Origin of the sequence: Enterococcus sp. DIV0008, from assembly GCF_050542615.1 — a bacterium.
Taxonomy (GTDB): domain Bacteria; phylum Bacillota; class Bacilli; order Lactobacillales; family Enterococcaceae; genus Enterococcus_D; species Enterococcus_D innesii.
This window is the reverse complement of the sequence record NZ_CP172937.1, coordinates 1,948,656-1,964,786: the sequence shown is the minus strand read 5'-3', so window position 1 is coordinate 1,964,786 and position 16,131 is coordinate 1,948,656. Positions and strand designations below refer to the sequence as shown.

Genomic DNA, 16,131 nt, shown 5'->3' with positions numbered 1-16,131 from the left:
TAAGTAAGTTTTAATCACAAAGTGTAGTATACTATAAAATATTTTTGCTTACAATAAATAAGTGTATTTTTTTTTAAAAAGCTGGGATATTGCAGTATTTTTCACGAGGTTTTGGTAAACTTTAGAGAAACAGGAGGGATTCTATGAAAATATTTGTGGTCGAGGATGACAAATCATTAGTCAAAATGATGGAAAATCAATTATCCCGCTATGCCTATCAAACCTTTGTTCCAGAAAATTTCGATGCTGTTTTAGATGAATTCTTGTCGATTCAACCAGATTTGGTTTTATTAGATGTCAATCTGCCTTATTATGACGGGTTCTATTGGTGTCAAAAAATCAGAGAACGTTCGCTGGTGCCGATTCTGTTTATCTCGGCGCGCGATGGCAACATGGATCAAGTGATGGCTTTAGAATACGGGGCCGATGATTATCTGGTCAAGCCTTTTTCTTATGACTTGCTGCTAGCTAAAGTGAAGAGCCATATTCGCAGAGTTTATGGGGATTATGCGCAGTCGGATCGTGCGCGAAGCTTGAAAGCTGGCGAATTGATCTATTATCCGGAAGCGTTGAAGATGGTCTATCGTGAAGCCAGTGAATGGCTGACTGTTCGAGAAGGAGAATTATTGACCCTGTTAATGTCAGCACACCCAGAGATGGTCAAACGAGAACGGATCTTAAATCTATTATGGGATGATGAGCGTTTCGTTGATGACAATACGCTTTCTGTCAATGTTGGCCGTTTGCGAAAAAAATTGGCGGCAATGGGCATCAATGATCCAATCCAAACGATTCGCGGCAAGGGTTACGCCTTATCGGTAGTAGGTACCGAACAATGAGAGAATATGTCAAGCTTCATATAGCGAGAATTTTGATCACCGTTCTCGCCATTTCACTGTTCGTCTTAGTGATTTGGCTCGATGGGTATCGAAATTATTTAGTCATTGGGTATGGTCTGTTACTATTTTGCTTGTTGCTTTTGTTTGTTTCTTTGGCGGAGTATCTATCCAATGCCGCTTTTTATCACTATCTCAAGAGTGGAAAAGCTGTTCGTGGCAGCAATGGCTCTCTTTCCAAGAAATGGCGTAAGCAGTTCGATGCAAGAGAACAGCAAATGCAAGAGAAACTCACCGAACTGAATCAGCATCATCAAAACCACATCCGTTTTATGAATATATGGGTTCACCAAATGAAAACACCTGTCTCGGTCTTGGCGCTAATGGCTGAAAGTGAGGAAGTCGACAGCTACGATCTTTTGGCTGAGACAGATCGCTTGAAGAGCGGCTTGGCGACCGCCTTGAACTTTGTGCGATTGGAAGATTTCACGGAGGACTTTGTTATTGAGTCCGTCTCCCTGCTGGAAGTGGTCAAGCACGGGATTGGTGAACAGAAGCGGAATTTTATTCGCAGCGAAGTCTATCCGAAACTGTTGAGTGATGCGGATATCACGGTCACAACAGACAAAAAATGGCTAGGGATCTTGCTGTTTCAACTCATCAGCAACGCCATTAAGTACTCAAAGCCAGAGAGCAAAGTCTGTTTTGAAATTGATCCGTTTTCTAGAAGTTTGACGATCTCCGATGAAGGATGTGGGATTGCGGAAGCGGATCTGCCAAGGGTTTTTCGCCCCTTTTATACAGGTCAGAATGGTCGGCAAACAGGCGAGGCAACTGGAATCGGACTTTACTTAGTCGAAACGATCAGCAAGCAATTGGATATCGATATCGCTTTGGTCTCTAAGGAGAATCTAGGCACGACGGTTACATTAACGTTTCGGACGTAAAGGCTTTCTTACAATTTTGTAAGCTTTCTATCACGAAATCGATAACTGATTGCGCTGCCACCTGCTAAACTGGTAGCAAAGGAGTGAAGATGATGGCTTTACTAGAATTGAAAAATATAACAAAAACCTATGCGGGAGAAGTTTCTGTTGAGGTGTTGCAACAAATCGATCTCAAAGTGCCAGAAGGAGAATTTATCAGCATAATGGGTCCTTCTGGCAGTGGAAAGACTACTATGTTGAATTTGGTAGCAACATTGGATAAACCGACTGCGGGTTCAGTGATCATCAAAGGAGAGCAGCCGCTGGAATTATCTAAGCAAAAACTCGCAGAGTTTCGTCGTCGGCACCTGGGCTTTGTTTTTCAAAACTACAATTTACTTTCACCATTGAGTGTGCTTGAGAATGTTATTTTACCACTGACATTGGATCGGGTGCCGGTTCCTGAGATGAAAGAACGTTCGGAACAGCTATTACGTGAACTTGGGATCTATGAGAAAAAAGACAAACGCATCTATCAGCTTTCCGGTGGGGAGCAGCAGCGGGTTGCGATCGCTAGAGCTTTGATCCATCAGCCGGAACTGCTTTTAGCAGATGAACCGACGGGTAATCTTGATTCCAAGGCAGCACGAGATGTCATGGAAATACTAAGTCAGATGAACAAGCAGCGCAAGGTGACCACCATGATGGTCACCCATGATCCTTATTCCGCCAGCTTTTCTGATCGGGTCGTTTTTATCAAAGACGGAAAGCTGTATAACGAAGTCTATCGCGGGGCTGATCAACAGCAATTTTATCAAAAAATTCTTGAAGTCCTAGCACATTTAGGAGGTCGCCGTCATGAATTTCAGACAGTTGATCATTCGTAATCTGCGGGGGAATTTTCGAACCTATGCGGCCTACTTCGTCAGCAGCGCCTTTGCGGCGATGGTGTTTTATATCTTTAGTCTTTTGCTCTTTCATCCGCAATTGGAAGAAAACTTGTCCAATAGCGGTACACTTTCAGAATTGGCGAAGGTCGGTCTATCCGTCGCACTTGTGGTGATCGCTTTACTGTCGCTGTTGTTTTTATGGTATACATTTGTGGTCTTTTTAAAACGACGCAAACGTGATCTGGCAATCTACTTGATTTTGGGGATCGAAGAAAAAGATCTGCGAAAGATTTTGTTTGTCGAAAATGCCCTTTTAGGAACCTGTGCCACAGTGACCGGTATTGGGTTAGGGATTTTATTGACGAAATTATTGCTGCTGATTGCGCAAAATGTCATGTATCTAACAGAAGGACTGAAATTTATGGTTCCTATGGAAGGTTTAGGATTGACCTTTGGGATCTATGTCTTTATTTTTCTCTTGATCTCCTTTTTCAGTACCCGCGCCTTGCAAGGAGAACAGATCATCTCATTGATCAAGGAAAATGAAAAGCCACGTCCTGAGCCAAAAAGTCATTGGGCATTGGCTTTTTCAGGAATTGTGCTGTTACTAATTGGCTATGGATCGGTCTTTTATTTTAGCTACCAAACGTACTCGATGCTGCCGCTTATGCTAGGAGTCTTGTTGACTGTTGCGGGCACGATTTTGTCATTCCATCAGTTCAGCGTATTTCTATTGAAACGATTAAAGAAACGCCCGACCTTCTTACGAGGGACTCGGATGCTGACTATCAGCGAATGGATTTTTCGCATGCGAGACAATGCGGCGATGTATAGTCTGATTGCTATTAGTACCTCCGTGGCATTCGTTGGGATTTCCGTGATGCTGGCGATCGGCAGCTCTTCTTTTTCTTCGATCCAAGGAATCAGTGTAGCCTATGTATTTACGTGGTCTGATACAAATTATAGAGAAACTGAAATTAAAGCTGATCAAATAAAAAACACATTAGAAGAGGAAGGATATCATCCTGTTGTCGACGAAGTCCAACTAATTTGGGCAAGTGCAAATATGGATGACTCAGAGGTGATCAATGATCGTTATTACATGACAAATAGTTTTTCAATTATGCGAGAGAGTCAATATCGACAAATAATGACTCAAATTGGTGAAGAAGCGGAGACTATTATGGACGGACAAATCTTGGAGCTCAGCAGCAACTATTCTCGTCGAAAAGAACTATTAGAGGTCACGAAGAATGATCGGCAAAGTCTTTATTCGATTGAGCTGGGATCAGATACAGGTATTAAGAAAGAAGTCACAGTTGTCCATAGTCCCTCGATGCTATCCTTAGATTACTTTGGTTTAGCTGTTGTGACGGATCATACGTTTGAAGAATGGCAGGCACAGTTACAGTCACAAGGAGACAACTCTAGTTTTGGATTTATTTGGTTGGACTATCCCCAATGGTCTGAAACACCAGAAGTAGTTAATCAAATCAATGCAGAAATGGATAAATCCAATGAGGTGGTTAATCAAAAATATGATGAAATTACTCAAGAGTTAGATAGTCGAGATAGTTATTCCGAGGCTGATTGGGAAGAGGCGACAAAAGATCTACCACCGTATCTTCATTACTCTTCGAAATACCAAGTTTTCCAAGAAAATCGTCAAGGAAATGGCATCATCTTAATGATCACGGTATTACTGGGTTCGGTTTTCTTTATTTTCTCCGCTTCGATTATCTATTTCCGTTTATTTGCAGATTTAGATAAAGATGGGGCGTACCATCGTTCCTTGCATATTTTAGGTGTGTCGCCGAAGGAGCGTCACAACGTTCTGAGACGCCAGCTGCAAGTGATGTACTTCTTGCCAACAGTCGTTGCAATGATCCATTTCGCGGTAGCGATGACCGCTTTGCGTATCTTAGTAGAATTGCCTGTTTGGCAATACTACGGTGTGATCGCTAGTCTCTTTTTGATTTTTCAAATCGTTTTTTACTTGATTTGTCAATATAGATACTTCCAGCAAATTGATAGGATCGCCGATCCTACAGAGTAGTTTGATTTTTAAGTCAAATCCCTTTCAGTCAACACGGATTGGGATTTGGCTTTTTATTTGCTGCAATGTTATTTTCCTTTGGCAATGAAGCGTTTTAATTGTGTAAATCACTAATATGCAGATAAAATTAGTTAACACTTATTCTATCAAGCAGTCGCCGATTCGCTGCTAGAATGTGGCAACTGGAAGTCTATTTTCTCAACGTGAAACGAAAAGACAATTGTTAAGTACAATATTCATGTCGAGCACAGTGACTGCTGTGATCGGTAGGTTTAGCTAAGCGCTCACTTAAGGAGGAAACCAATGATCAAACGACTAGGAAAAGCATTTGCTGTCTTGCTACTGTTACTTCCTGTTTTTGCCGGTATGCGGATTGTTTATGGAGAAACCGATGTGGGAGCCAAGCTGATCACAAATGTGTCGATCGTCAATAGCCACAATGAAGTCATTACAAGTATCGAAAAAGATGACTCGTTTAAAATAGATATGAGGTGGAGTTTAGAAAATTTGGGTGACTTAAAAGCCGATGACAAAGCAACAGTCACCTTGCCAGTTGAGATTGAAGGCGTCAATAATACGTATGCTTTATACGATGAAAATAACAACTTAGTGGTCAATGTTACCCAAGTTGGCAATCAGCTGACCTTTGTTTTCACGGAATTTGTCGAAAAAAATACCAATGTACATGGGGACTTTTATTTTTGGACAAAGTTCAGCGATGAAGTGACAGAGAACCAAATCAACAACATTAACTTCGAAACAGTAAATGGAACGCAATCGGTGCCTATTTTTATTCAAGCAGTGGATGATACAGGGGAGGGTGCCTTACTCACCAAACAAGGACTGTATTTAGGTACGCAAGAACCCAAACGGATTATTGATTGGCGTGTGTACATCAACTCGTTTAATACAAACCAAGTGACGATCAAAGATGGAACGTTTATTGATATTTTAGGTCCCCATCAGACACTTGTCAGTACGACTGCTCGAGTGGTCTATGGACCCAGCGTTTCCAACCCAACATATGTTGATGAAGTACCGATCGTTTTAAATAGTGATGGCTCTTTTGAAATTCCTTTGCGGGATACCGAGGAACGGATCTACATTACCTACAAAACAGAAACGGATGGTTCATTGGAACAATATACCAATCAGGGCATCCTTGATGCCGTGGTCAATGATGTGCCAAGAACAAGCAGTATTACTGGCTATACACCACGCTATGGTGGCGGTGGTGGTGGAACCGGTGAACCAGGAGAATCCAGCAGCACGGAACCAAGTAGCGAAAGCAGTACAAGTAGTAGCACGGAACCAAGTAGCGAAAGCAGTACAAGTAGTAGCACGGAACCAAGTAGCGAAAGCAGCACCAGTAGTAGCACGGAACCAAGTAGTGAAAGCAGCACCAGTAGTACAACCGAACCAAGTAGCGAAAGCAGTACAAGTAGTGGCACGGAACCAAGTAGTGAGAGCAGCACCAGTAGTAGCACCAGTAGCACCAGCAGCACTAGTAGTACTACGGAACCAAGTAGTGAAAGCAGTACAAGTAGTATCACGGAACCAAGTAGTGGAAACAGTATGATTAGTAGTTCAGAATCAAATAACGGGAGTAGTTCAAGTAATAATGGGGCGATGACACATCAAAGTTCCACCCCTGGGAACATGCAGGTATCCCAATCAAATAATTTGCATAATCAATCAGAAAAACAGCAGTTTCCTCAAACGAATGAAGCGTCTAATCATTTATGGATTGCAATAGGAATGGTTTTAGCAGGATGCGCGTTGAAGTTAAGTTGGTGTAAATTTATCAGGTAGATAGAAACTGAAATTTTGGAGGCAGTATTATTACTAGGAAGAAAAATTAATAAAGACTTATTTAAAGGGAAGATGCCATTTTATGGCCACTTTCTTTTTTTTTTCGGCGCATGTTTTCTCTGAGAATTTATTATAATTTCCTTATCAAGTTATCTTGAAATATTCATTTAGGAAGTGAGGAAATGAGAAAGCTGGTTGGAATCGTGTTGATTTTGCTGTTAGCGGGATTATTGCTGCTGGTGTTTGGTTTCGATCATACTTCAGCAAAAGAACGAGCCGGAGGGAATTTATCGTTTTCTGTTCAAACGAACCGAGTGATCTATGATGAAGCCTTGAAAGTCATTACGATCCCGGTACGGCCGAACAAAACGCTGACTTCACAAAAGGTTCGTGTCCTACTAACTTATGGTTGGGATGGGAACGGTCACAGCGAAAAAGTGATCGGCGAAACAGTTTTGACGAATGTCGATTGGTTTTCAGGTGTTGAAAACTACTTAAGAATTCATGCTGAGATGGTTATTGATGAGATAAAAAGTATGGATAAAGTTGATTTAGTTGTCATATATGATGGTGAAACAACGATAACTGAGAACTTGAAGCCCAGTCAATGGCAAGTAATAACGCCCCCGAGCTCTAGCGAGACCACGAACTCTGAGATAAGCGCAAGCTCTAAGGTGACTGAAGAAACGGGCTCTTCCTTTAGTAGTATCGAACCGAAATTTAGCGACTCTCAATCCACGGATCCAAGGACTTCTACTACGGAAAACACAAGTCAGGATTCTCAAAGTATAGAAAGTAGTCACAATTCAAGTGAGTCAGAAAGTTTGAACACTCAACCAGTCAGTGAGAGCGAATCAAGTCAGATAACTAGGAGTCGAGAAACCACCGCAACAACAGGAACAACGACCGTTAGTGAAGCTGCATCTGAAGAGCTTTCAGATTCAGAAACGAAACCAAACAAATTAGCGCCGAACCAAAGTCAGTCAAGCAAGCTAAGTATTTCCTCCAATGATCCCGCAGGCAAACAACTCGCTAAAGCATCGTCTTCAGTGAAACAGGAACAACGTACGAAGACAAGCAGTGCTAAGGAGGTCAATGCAGATGTACTACCGAAAACCGGCAGCAAAAATACGAGTATTCACTATATCCTCTTTGGTCTAGGCGTGGTTATCCTTGCTGTCTTCCTTTACTGGCTGAATCGAAAGTTATTTTCTGATGAGAGGCAGTAAAGAAAAAAGCCAAGGAAAATGAGAGACTTGATAACCCACGATTGGAATTTTCTTCCCCAGAAAGAACAATCACGTTTTGTTTTACTGTTTTAACAAAATGTCTGACGATCGTTTTGAGGCGTCAGACTTTTTTTATGAAAATACACAGATAACGAAAGGAAAATTTGTTAAAAGTGATTTGACAGAAAAGAGCGCATGGTGGTACGATCACCAAACACTGACAGCTTACAGTTTTGTAAGATGACAAATTTAGGGTAAAAACAGCGTTTGCTGATTATTCAAGCGAGGGAAATTTCATGTTACAGGCACTTTTGGATACGACAGAAAAACAAATTTATGCGTTTCTAAGTCATTGTTACGAAACGAACAAGAAAGACTATACAATGAAAGAGCTCTCAGGTGTTTTCGATTGGAAAACCAACAAAATGCAGTCGATCGTTCAGCAAGTAGAGGTGTTTCGTGCACGCTATCCTCAGTTTACTTTGACCTATGATCGGTTGGAGAAAGAAGTGTCCATTGCTTTTTCTCCACGATTCCTATTGAGTCAAGCCTATAGTGTATTGTTGCGGGGAACCGTTGGATTTATCTTGCTGGATGCACTCTTTCAGGGGGACTATCATTCCCTTGAACAACTCAGTCAAAAAACCTTTAGCAGTCCCCGCACGATTCAACGAAAATTGCAGGAGTTAAATCATGTTTTGGCGAACTATCATTTGTCCTATAGTTTAAAAAAAGGTGATCCTTTGGCAGGTGCTGAATATGCGATCCGCTATTTTTATCATCTTACCTATTGGCAAATTTTTGACGAGAAGGACTCACGAGTCTTGGCATCGCTCAAGGAGAAAGAGCAGGCTGTAGCGCTGTTTGAAAACCATGCTTCTTATATGAGAAAAATCGATATCGAGAAATTTCTTCATCTATTCGCTATCTCCGTGCAAAGAATCCACCAAAAGCATCCGCTTTTATTTTTACCAAAAGAAGTACTTACGTTTTAGCACCCATTAATTGAAAAAAATCAGTTTGATCAGGTCTTTTTGAAACCATTGTTTAACAGGAATCATCTGTCGTTTTCTGATATTTCGGAGGATGAACGCAGTTTCTTGTATTATATGTTTGGCGTAATGAACACCTATCTTGAGGAGGATCTCGATGCTGCTAACATCTCGTGGCTGACTCAACCACAGTACCAGCAAGAAGCGCAGCTCGTTGAAAAACTAGCCGTGTATTTTCGGTTGACGTTTACAGAAGCCGAAAAAAACTATTTACTGGTTAATCTGGTAATGATCCATTCCGCCTCTGGCTGTTTTGGTACGCGACAAAAAAGCGATAGTTTTGGCAAAACAACCGACGAGCAAGAGCTGCAAGCAGCTTTTCCGGTGCTTTATCCAACCATGAAACGTTTTTTTTTGGAAGCGACTGTTTCTTTACCAGAGTTGCGTAGATTACTGCAAATGAATGATCGCTTGATTTTCCAATACTGTATGTTACTGAGAGTTATTTTTATAAAATATGAACAGCCGGTCACGTTCTCGATCCATTCGAAATACGGAAAAACGCAAGAGCTTTGGATCAAGAACCGCTTGATGAACGCCACGCATCGAGCGATGGCCCATTATTCGCTGTCTCAAAAGCCAGATTTGGTGATCAGCGATTATCCGATCCATCAGGAATTTCCTGAGGAAGAACAGCCGTACCTCTTTTATTGGAATGGTCACCCAAGCGCAAAGGAGTGGAAACAGCTCAAGCAAGTGATCAAACAGATCAGAAGTGCCAAGAACAAGGCAGCGTTTGCCCAGCTGGCATTCACCCAAACGGAGTGATTCCGCTATAAGATCGATCAGATAGAACTTATAATTTTGCCAAGCTTTTGACCAGTAGCAATAGGTCAAACCTGAAAAGTGACAGTGATAAACGAAGAGGACAAGAAGCAAAAACAGGAGCATCGATGTTCCTTTTTCGCTTCTTGACTTTTTTTTACAGAGATGGCATGGTATACATATTATCATAACGTTTTTTATTTAAAATCGTTGCAGAAATGGTGTTAGGAAGAAGGGGTAACTTTGACAGAAGTATTAGCACTGCAAAATGTTTCCAAATTGATTGGAACCAAACGAATCATTGATGATGTTTCCTTTGTGGTGGACCAAGGACAAGTCGTTGGTTTATTAGGGCCTAATGGGGCTGGGAAGACGACGATCATCCGGATGATCGTTGGCTTGATGAAGCACAATACAGGATCTATTGCAATTATGGGAAATTTATTGGATTCTTCGTTTAAAACAGCGATTGCCTCAGTCGGAGCGATCGTTGAGAATCCTGAGTTTTATAATTACATGACCGGATATGAAAATTTGATGCAGTATCAGCGCATGGCGAAGAAAAAAAGTACGACAGCAGAATTAGAAGCACTTATTCGTCAGGTACATTTAGAAGGACATATCCATCAAAAAGTCAAAACCTATTCATTAGGGATGCGTCAGCGTTTAGGTGTTGCCCAGGCATTGGTCCATCAACCAGACTTATTAGTTTTAGATGAGCCGATGAATGGTCTGGATCCTAAAGGCATGCGGGAGTTTCGAGAAATGATTCTTTCTTTGAGAGAAAAAGGAGTTTCTGTCTTAGTTTCCAGTCATCAATTAAGCGATATCGAACAAATTGCCGATCATTTGATCGTGGTGCAAAAAGGAAAAGTCACTCATCAAGTAGCAATGGCAGAGTTGAAAGCAGAGAAAAATGTACTGATTATTAAAACAGATGATAATGCGCAAACAGAAGCACTGTTAAAAGCTTCCTTTGACGTCGAGGTCTTGCACGTAGAAGACGAATTGCAAGTCACTCTAGCAACAGATCAGCGTTCGGCAATCGCTGCAGCGATCGTTACGGCGGGTATCGGCTTAAAAGAACTACGGACAAAGCAATCTTCTCTAGAAGATACATTCTTGGCTTGGACCGAAGAAGGAGGTTTGTAAGCATGCTGACATTGATTAAAAATGAATGGATCAAATTAACCAAAAAACGTTCTACTTGGATCATGCTGCTTTTATTGGTTTTAATGACTTTTGGGTTGACCTATGTGGTTCGCTTAGGTAGTCCAGAAATTGGTGCCAATGATTTGTTTGCTTCTTTGAGCGACATGACTTCGTTCTTAAACTTATTTGTAGTGATTGTGGCAGCTTCTTCAGTGGCGGAAGAGTTCAGTCGTGGAACGATCAAGTTCTTATTGATTCGGCCTTTTTCCAGAAGCCAAATCTTAGCAGCAAAAGCCATCAACACGTTTTTATTTGCGCTTTTAGGGACTGCTGTTTTACTAATCAGTAGTTTAGCAGCCGCCAATTTATTTTTAGCAGCTGAATCACCTTTTGCTGCTACTGGCTACAACGGGCTAGCGGCGATTCTTGTTGCCCTTGTTTTTGCGGGAACCAACTTGCTATTGATTGTCTTTTATATTGCATTGACCATCTTTATCTCAGCCGTCATTCGCTCTCAAAGCCTGGCGGTAGGCTTAGGCTTGGGTATGTTGTTCGGAAGCAGCATCATCAACTCGATCATGCTTTTTGCGCAAGAAAAATACTCATGGCTGAAGTGGAATCCATTTAATTTTATGAATATCAAAGAGCAGATACCGAGTTTATTAAATAGTTCTGACATGCAGATGACTGCCTTTGATCCGGGATTGGGCTATTGGCAAATGGCGATCGGGATCCTTGTTTATAGTGTTTTAATCTACCTTTTAACAAATTGGTTATTCAACAAAAGAGATGTCGCATTAAGTTGAGGAAACGAGTGAAAGTTTTTGGATAAATCCAGCTTTCACTCTTTCTTTTTGTGTTTTTTTCTAGTAAAATGATTCATTGAGAGTACAAGAGAAAGGAGAGTTTTCGAATGGTTAGTGTAGGAATCGTAATCGTGATCGCTGTTGTTGCAGCATTACTAGGCGCTGTCGGCGGCTTCTTTTTGGCGCGAAAATATATGCAAGATTATCTAAAGAAAAATCCTCCCGTTAATGAGGATATGCTTCGCTCGATGATGATGTCAATGGGTCAAAAACCTTCTGAGAAAAAGATTCGTCAGATGATGCAGCAAATGAAAAACCAAAAGTAGGTTTTTTTCTAAGAAGCGGGCTGATTTTATCAGCTCGCTTTTTATTGCGGCAAAATGTAGAAACTAATAAAAAAATGGCCGCATGCTGCTTTTGCTATTTACTTTCTGCTAATAGCGGGGTAGCAATCGAATCTGAATCTAATAAATATTCGGAAAAATCGCAAAATTTAGGCAACAGGTCACAAAGAAATGGAGAGTGTTATGTCAATATTTAGGAAGTTAGGTTGGTTTTTTAAACAAGAAAAGAAACATTATTTGTTAGGCGTAGGCTCTTTAGTCCTAGTCGCCTTGGTACAGTTGGCACCCCCAAAAGTTATTGGGATCATCATCGATGAGATTGCGGAAAAAGAGATCTCGATGCAGACGATCTTTTTTTGGGTCATGATCTTGATTGCTTCAGCTATCGCTCAATACGTGTTCCGTTTCGTCTGGCGGACGCATATCTGGGGCAGTGCTGCTCGGCTAGAAAAAACGTTACGCAGACAGCTATTTGCACATTTTACAAGGATGGATCAGTTGTTTTATCAAAAGCATCGGACAGGTGATTTGATGGCCCATGCCACCAATGACTTGAATGCCATCCAAAATGTGGCAGGGGCGGGGATCTTAACCTTTGCCGATTCCTTCATCTCGGGAGGGGCAACCATCATTGCGATGGTTCTCTTTATCGACTGGCGGTTAACGATCATTGCTCTATTGCCGCTGCCTTTCTTAGCAGTCATGGCACGGGTTCTTGGTAGCAAATTGCATGATGCGTTTCGTGACTCGCAAGAAGCCTTTTCTTCCATCAACGACAAAGCCCAAGAAAGTATTACTGGGATGAAAGTCATCAAAACTTTTGGACAGGAAAAAGAGGACATCGCTGATTTTCAAACCAAAATCGACCATGCCATCATCAAAAACCGCAAAGTCAATTTTCTGGATGCCTTGTTTGATCCGTTTATTACGATCATCATCGGAATCTCCTATGTGCTGACGATCATCGTTGGCGGCAATTATGTTATGGACGGTACCATCTCGATCGGTCAATTGGTATCCTTCATCAGTTATATCGGTATGTTAGTTTGGCCGATGTTTGCCATCGGACGTCTGTTTAATGTGCTGGAACGAGGCAATGCTAGTTATGATCGGGTTGCCGAATTGTTGGCGGCCAAGACCCATATTATTGAAGCCAAAGATGCGGTCGATGCCCCAGCCCAAGGAACGGTGAACGTTCAAATCAATGAGTTTCACTATCAAGGAGATGATTTTGCCCTGCAAGACATCCACTTTACTTTGCCTGCCGGGCAAACACTAGGTGTCGTCGGGAAAACCGGTGCTGGAAAAACCTCTTTGATGAAGCTCTTGTTGCGAGAGTATGATTCATTTGATGGAGCGATCACCTTCGGGGGCATCGATAGCAAGCAATACTCCTTGAATGCTCTTTTGGGTTCGATTGGCTATGTTCCGCAAGATCATTTCTTGTTTTCCATGACGATTCGAGACAATATCCGCTTTGCGCAACCACGAGCTTCTCAAGCAGAAGTGGAAGCGGCTGCTGGATTAGCAGTGATCCATGAGGATATAAGTCAGTTTCCTGAAGGGTACGAAACGATGGTGGGGGAACGTGGTGTTTCTCTTTCCGGCGGACAAAAACAGCGGTTATCCATTGCCCGTGCCTTGATCACTGATCCAGAATTATTGATTTTAGATGACGCCCTTTCAGCAGTAGATGCCAAAACGGAAGAAGCTATTTTACAACAGTTACGGACCTTCCGTCAGAATAAAACAACAATCATTGCTGCTCACCGCCTAAGCAGTGTCAAGCACGCAGAAGAAATTCTGGTGATCGACAATGGGAAAATCAGTGAACGCGGGACCCATGAACAATTATTGGCTGCAAATGGCTGGTATAAAAAAATGTGGGACAAACAGCAATTAGAAGCCAAAATCGAAGGGAGTGAAGCCTAATGCAAGAATCAGAATGGAGCAAATCGATTCCCTTTAAAGAGCAAAAAAACATCATCAAACGAATGTTCCTTTTTGCCAAGCCATTTCGAAAAACCTTCTATGCAGCGATCTTTTTTGCTTTTGTGCTATCGATCGTCAATATCTTGTTGCCTTTGATCATTCAAACCTTTATGGATAATTATTTGACCAATCAAACGGCGACCCAGCAAGTCATTTATTTCTTTGCTGCGCTGTATTTCTTTGGGGTGTTGGTAAAAGCTGTGATTTGGTTTTTCCAATGGTTCCTTTATTCGATGGGTTCTTTAAAAACCTATCAATATATTCGAGCAAAATTATTTGAAAAATTGCATAGTCTTGGGATGCGTTATTTCGATCAGACACCAGCAGGGTCAATCGTTTCACGGGTCAGCAACGACACAGAAACATTGTATGAATTTTGGTATGTCTTCTTGATGGTATTGACAGGAATTTTTGCGGTGGTTTCTTCTTTTGCCGCCATGTTCCGCATCAACGTCAAAATCGCCTTATTAAACTTGATTTTTCTGCCAATCCTAATGGTAGTCATCTGGTATTATCAAAAATTCAGCTCTCGTATCTATCGTCAAATGCGGGAAAAACTGAGTCAGCTGAATACGAAATTGAATGAATCGATTTCTGGTATGCAGATCATTCAACAATTCCGCCAAGAGGCGCGGCTGAATGAAGAATTCGAAGCGACCAACGATGATTATTTGAAAACTAGATACGCCATGATCCGCACGAATGCGCTGCTATTATCACCAATCATTAGTTTGTTGTATGCCTTAGCGATCGCCTTGTCATTGACGGTCTTTGGGTTTGATGCTATAGAATCGCCCATTGAAGTCGGGTTGATTTTCGCCTTTACGACCTATATTCAAGGATTTTTTAATCCCATGACACAGATGATGGATTTTCTCAGCGTCTTTACTGATGGGATGGTCGCCGGCAGCCGTATTTTGAAGATTATGGATAATGAAGAATATACGCCGCAGCAAAACCCCGATGCCAGTCAAACCATCACCAAAGGAAAAATCGAATTTCGTGATGTCAGTTTTTCCTATGATGGAAAAAACAACGTATTAAATCATATTTCTTTCATCGCCTATCCAGGTGAGACCGTGGCTTTAGTCGGTCACACAGGAAGTGGCAAGAGCTCGATCATCAATGTGCTGATGCGTTTTTACGAATTCGGGGAAGGGCAAATTTTGATCGATGATCAAGATATCCGCGACTTTACGATGGAAGAGCTTCGGAAAAAAGTTGGACTCGTATTGCAAGATGCCTTCATGTTTTATGGGGACATCGCTGACAATATCCGCTTATTAAATCAGGACATTGATGAGGAACAGATTGAAGCAGCAGCAAAATTTGTTCAAGCAGATGCTTTCATTCAAAAACTACCTGGTAAATACCACGCCAAAGTGATTGAACGGGGTGCCAGTTATTCAAGCGGTCAGCGACAATTGATCTCCTTTGCTCGCACGATGGTGACCGATCCGAAAGTTCTGGTCTTGGATGAGGCAACTGCCAATATTGATACTGAAACAGAAGGACTGATCCAAGAAGGATTGGCCAATATGCGTCAAGGGCGAACCACGATCGCGATCGCCCATCGGTTGTCTACCATCCGCGATGCCGAGTTAATTTTGGTGCTTGATAAAGGCTCGATCGTCGAACGAGGCACCCACGATGAACTTTTGGCTCAAAAAGGGTTGTATGCCGATATGTATCGTTTGCAGGCAAGTGAAGTTTAAACGACCAATAGACCTTAAAATACCACCTAGGTATTTTAAGGTCTATTTTGTATAAATTGAACAAATGAAGAGAAAAATTTCTATTTGTGATTGACAGCGTTTTCACCCTTTGCTATTATGTAGACATTAAAGCAACTAGCTCCTAGACATACAAACGGATCAAACGGTCGCGATTCCTTTCGGTTTAGACTAGGAATTACGCGTGGTCAAGCGAGTGGCAAAGGAGCTTCATGTGAAATGTTGCGCAAATAGGAGGATCAAATCATAGAGGATAAATAGGAGGGAAGCTGATCTAAGCAAAAGGCAAGCATCCTGAGCCTATCTTTTACGAAAAGCCCAACCGACAAGAGAGGATTGTGGAGGGTGATTGGAATAATGGTAGCCCCATTGAGAAAGGGGGCGAATAGGAATGTATTGAGAGCTCAAAGATAGTGGAGTGGATAAACACGAGAAATCATTCGTTGTTTTATTTTTTTAAAATCTTTGTTAACCGGTTAACTAAAACGGTTAACAAAAAAAGAGGAGGAAAGAAAACGTGGGGAATGGTCACAAGTCT

11 protein-coding genes and 1 pseudogene are annotated in these 16,131 nt (G+C 41.7%); all 12 read left to right on the top strand.

All coding sequences use genetic code 11. The annotated features are described in order from the left end of the window. The first annotated feature begins 143 nt into the window (after positions 1-143). The 12 genes and pseudogenes from IGI84_RS09365 (at position 144) to IGI84_RS09310 (ending at position 15,575) form a co-directional block, all read left to right on the top strand. The gene (locus tag IGI84_RS09365; RefSeq protein WP_220427010.1) at positions 144-839 is read left to right on the top strand and encodes a response regulator transcription factor; all 696 of its coding nucleotides are present in this window, start codon (positions 144-146) and stop codon (positions 837-839) included. Further along, positions 836-1,783, top strand: a complete 948-nt coding sequence (locus tag IGI84_RS09360) for a sensor histidine kinase (RefSeq protein ID WP_077454308.1) — start codon at positions 836-838, stop codon at positions 1,781-1,783. Before IGI84_RS09365 ends, IGI84_RS09360 begins: the two co-directional genes overlap by 4 nt. An 89-nt stretch (positions 1,784-1,872) precedes the next feature. Further along, positions 1,873-2,649, top strand: coding sequence for an ABC transporter ATP-binding protein (locus tag IGI84_RS09355; RefSeq protein ID WP_220427009.1), 777 nt, complete (start codon positions 1,873-1,875; stop codon positions 2,647-2,649). Continuing rightward, positions 2,621-4,708, top strand: coding sequence for an ABC transporter permease (locus tag IGI84_RS09350; RefSeq protein ID WP_220427008.1), 2,088 nt, complete (start codon positions 2,621-2,623; stop codon positions 4,706-4,708). Before IGI84_RS09355 ends, IGI84_RS09350 begins: the two co-directional genes overlap by 29 nt. 303 nt (positions 4,709-5,011) lie before the next feature. Further along, positions 5,012-6,520 carry an Ig-like domain-containing protein gene (locus IGI84_RS09345; RefSeq protein WP_430600233.1) on the top strand — a complete coding sequence of 503 codons (1,509 nt, stop codon included), beginning with the start codon at positions 5,012-5,014 and terminating at the stop codon, positions 6,518-6,520. Positions 6,521-6,702: 182 nt separating this feature from the next. Further along, complete coding sequence (locus tag IGI84_RS09340; RefSeq protein ID WP_220426612.1) at positions 6,703-7,749, top strand: LPXTG cell wall anchor domain-containing protein; 1,047 nt, start codon at positions 6,703-6,705, stop codon at positions 7,747-7,749. A gap of 296 nt (positions 7,750-8,045) precedes the next feature. Next, positions 8,046-9,569: pseudogene (locus IGI84_RS09335) on the top strand (helix-turn-helix domain-containing protein). A 240-nt stretch (positions 9,570-9,809) separates the two neighbouring features. Beyond that, positions 9,810-10,718: an ABC transporter ATP-binding protein gene (locus tag IGI84_RS09330; RefSeq protein ID WP_140964913.1), complete on the top strand. Its 909-nt coding sequence runs from the start codon at positions 9,810-9,812 to the stop codon at positions 10,716-10,718. A gap of 2 nt (positions 10,719-10,720) precedes the next feature. Further along, complete coding sequence (locus IGI84_RS09325) at positions 10,721-11,524, top strand: ABC transporter permease subunit (protein ID WP_220426610.1); 804 nt, start codon at positions 10,721-10,723, stop codon at positions 11,522-11,524. Positions 11,525-11,631: 107 nt separating this feature from the next. Beyond that, positions 11,632-11,850 (top strand): YneF family protein, encoded by a 219-nt coding sequence (locus IGI84_RS09320; RefSeq protein ID WP_005235432.1) that lies wholly within the window; start codon positions 11,632-11,634, stop codon positions 11,848-11,850. A gap of 201 nt (positions 11,851-12,051) precedes the next feature. After that, on the top strand, positions 12,052-13,800 hold the full coding sequence (locus IGI84_RS09315) for an ABC transporter ATP-binding protein (protein ID WP_220426609.1): 1,749 nt from the start codon (positions 12,052-12,054) through the stop codon (positions 13,798-13,800). Then, on the top strand, positions 13,800-15,575 hold the full coding sequence (locus tag IGI84_RS09310; protein WP_220426608.1) for an ABC transporter ATP-binding protein: 1,776 nt from the start codon (positions 13,800-13,802) through the stop codon (positions 15,573-15,575). The genes IGI84_RS09315 and IGI84_RS09310 overlap by 1 nt, the downstream gene beginning before the upstream one ends. Positions 15,576-16,131 lie beyond the last annotated feature (556 nt).

Bases quoted from the DNA above. Each gene is read 5' to 3' on its own strand.
- IGI84_RS09365 (WP_220427010.1), top strand. From the start codon at position 144: ATGAAAATATTTGTGGTCGAGGATGACAAATCATTAGTCAAAATGATG.
- IGI84_RS09360 (WP_077454308.1), top strand. From the start codon at position 836: ATGAGAGAATATGTCAAGCTTCATATAGCGAGAATTTTGATCACCGTT.
- IGI84_RS09355 (WP_220427009.1), top strand. From the start codon at position 1,873: ATGATGGCTTTACTAGAATTGAAAAATATAACAAAAACCTATGCGGGA.
- IGI84_RS09350 (WP_220427008.1), top strand. From the start codon at position 2,621: ATGAATTTCAGACAGTTGATCATTCGTAATCTGCGGGGGAATTTTCGA.
- IGI84_RS09345 (WP_430600233.1), top strand. From the start codon at position 5,012: ATGATCAAACGACTAGGAAAAGCATTTGCTGTCTTGCTACTGTTACTT.
- IGI84_RS09340 (WP_220426612.1), top strand. From the start codon at position 6,703: ATGAGAAAGCTGGTTGGAATCGTGTTGATTTTGCTGTTAGCGGGATTA.
- IGI84_RS09325 (WP_220426610.1), top strand. From the start codon at position 10,721: ATGCTGACATTGATTAAAAATGAATGGATCAAATTAACCAAAAAACGT.
- IGI84_RS09320 (WP_005235432.1), top strand. From the start codon at position 11,632: ATGGTTAGTGTAGGAATCGTAATCGTGATCGCTGTTGTTGCAGCATTA.
- IGI84_RS09315 (WP_220426609.1), top strand. From the start codon at position 12,052: ATGTCAATATTTAGGAAGTTAGGTTGGTTTTTTAAACAAGAAAAGAAA.
- IGI84_RS09310 (WP_220426608.1), top strand. From the start codon at position 13,800: ATGCAAGAATCAGAATGGAGCAAATCGATTCCCTTTAAAGAGCAAAAA.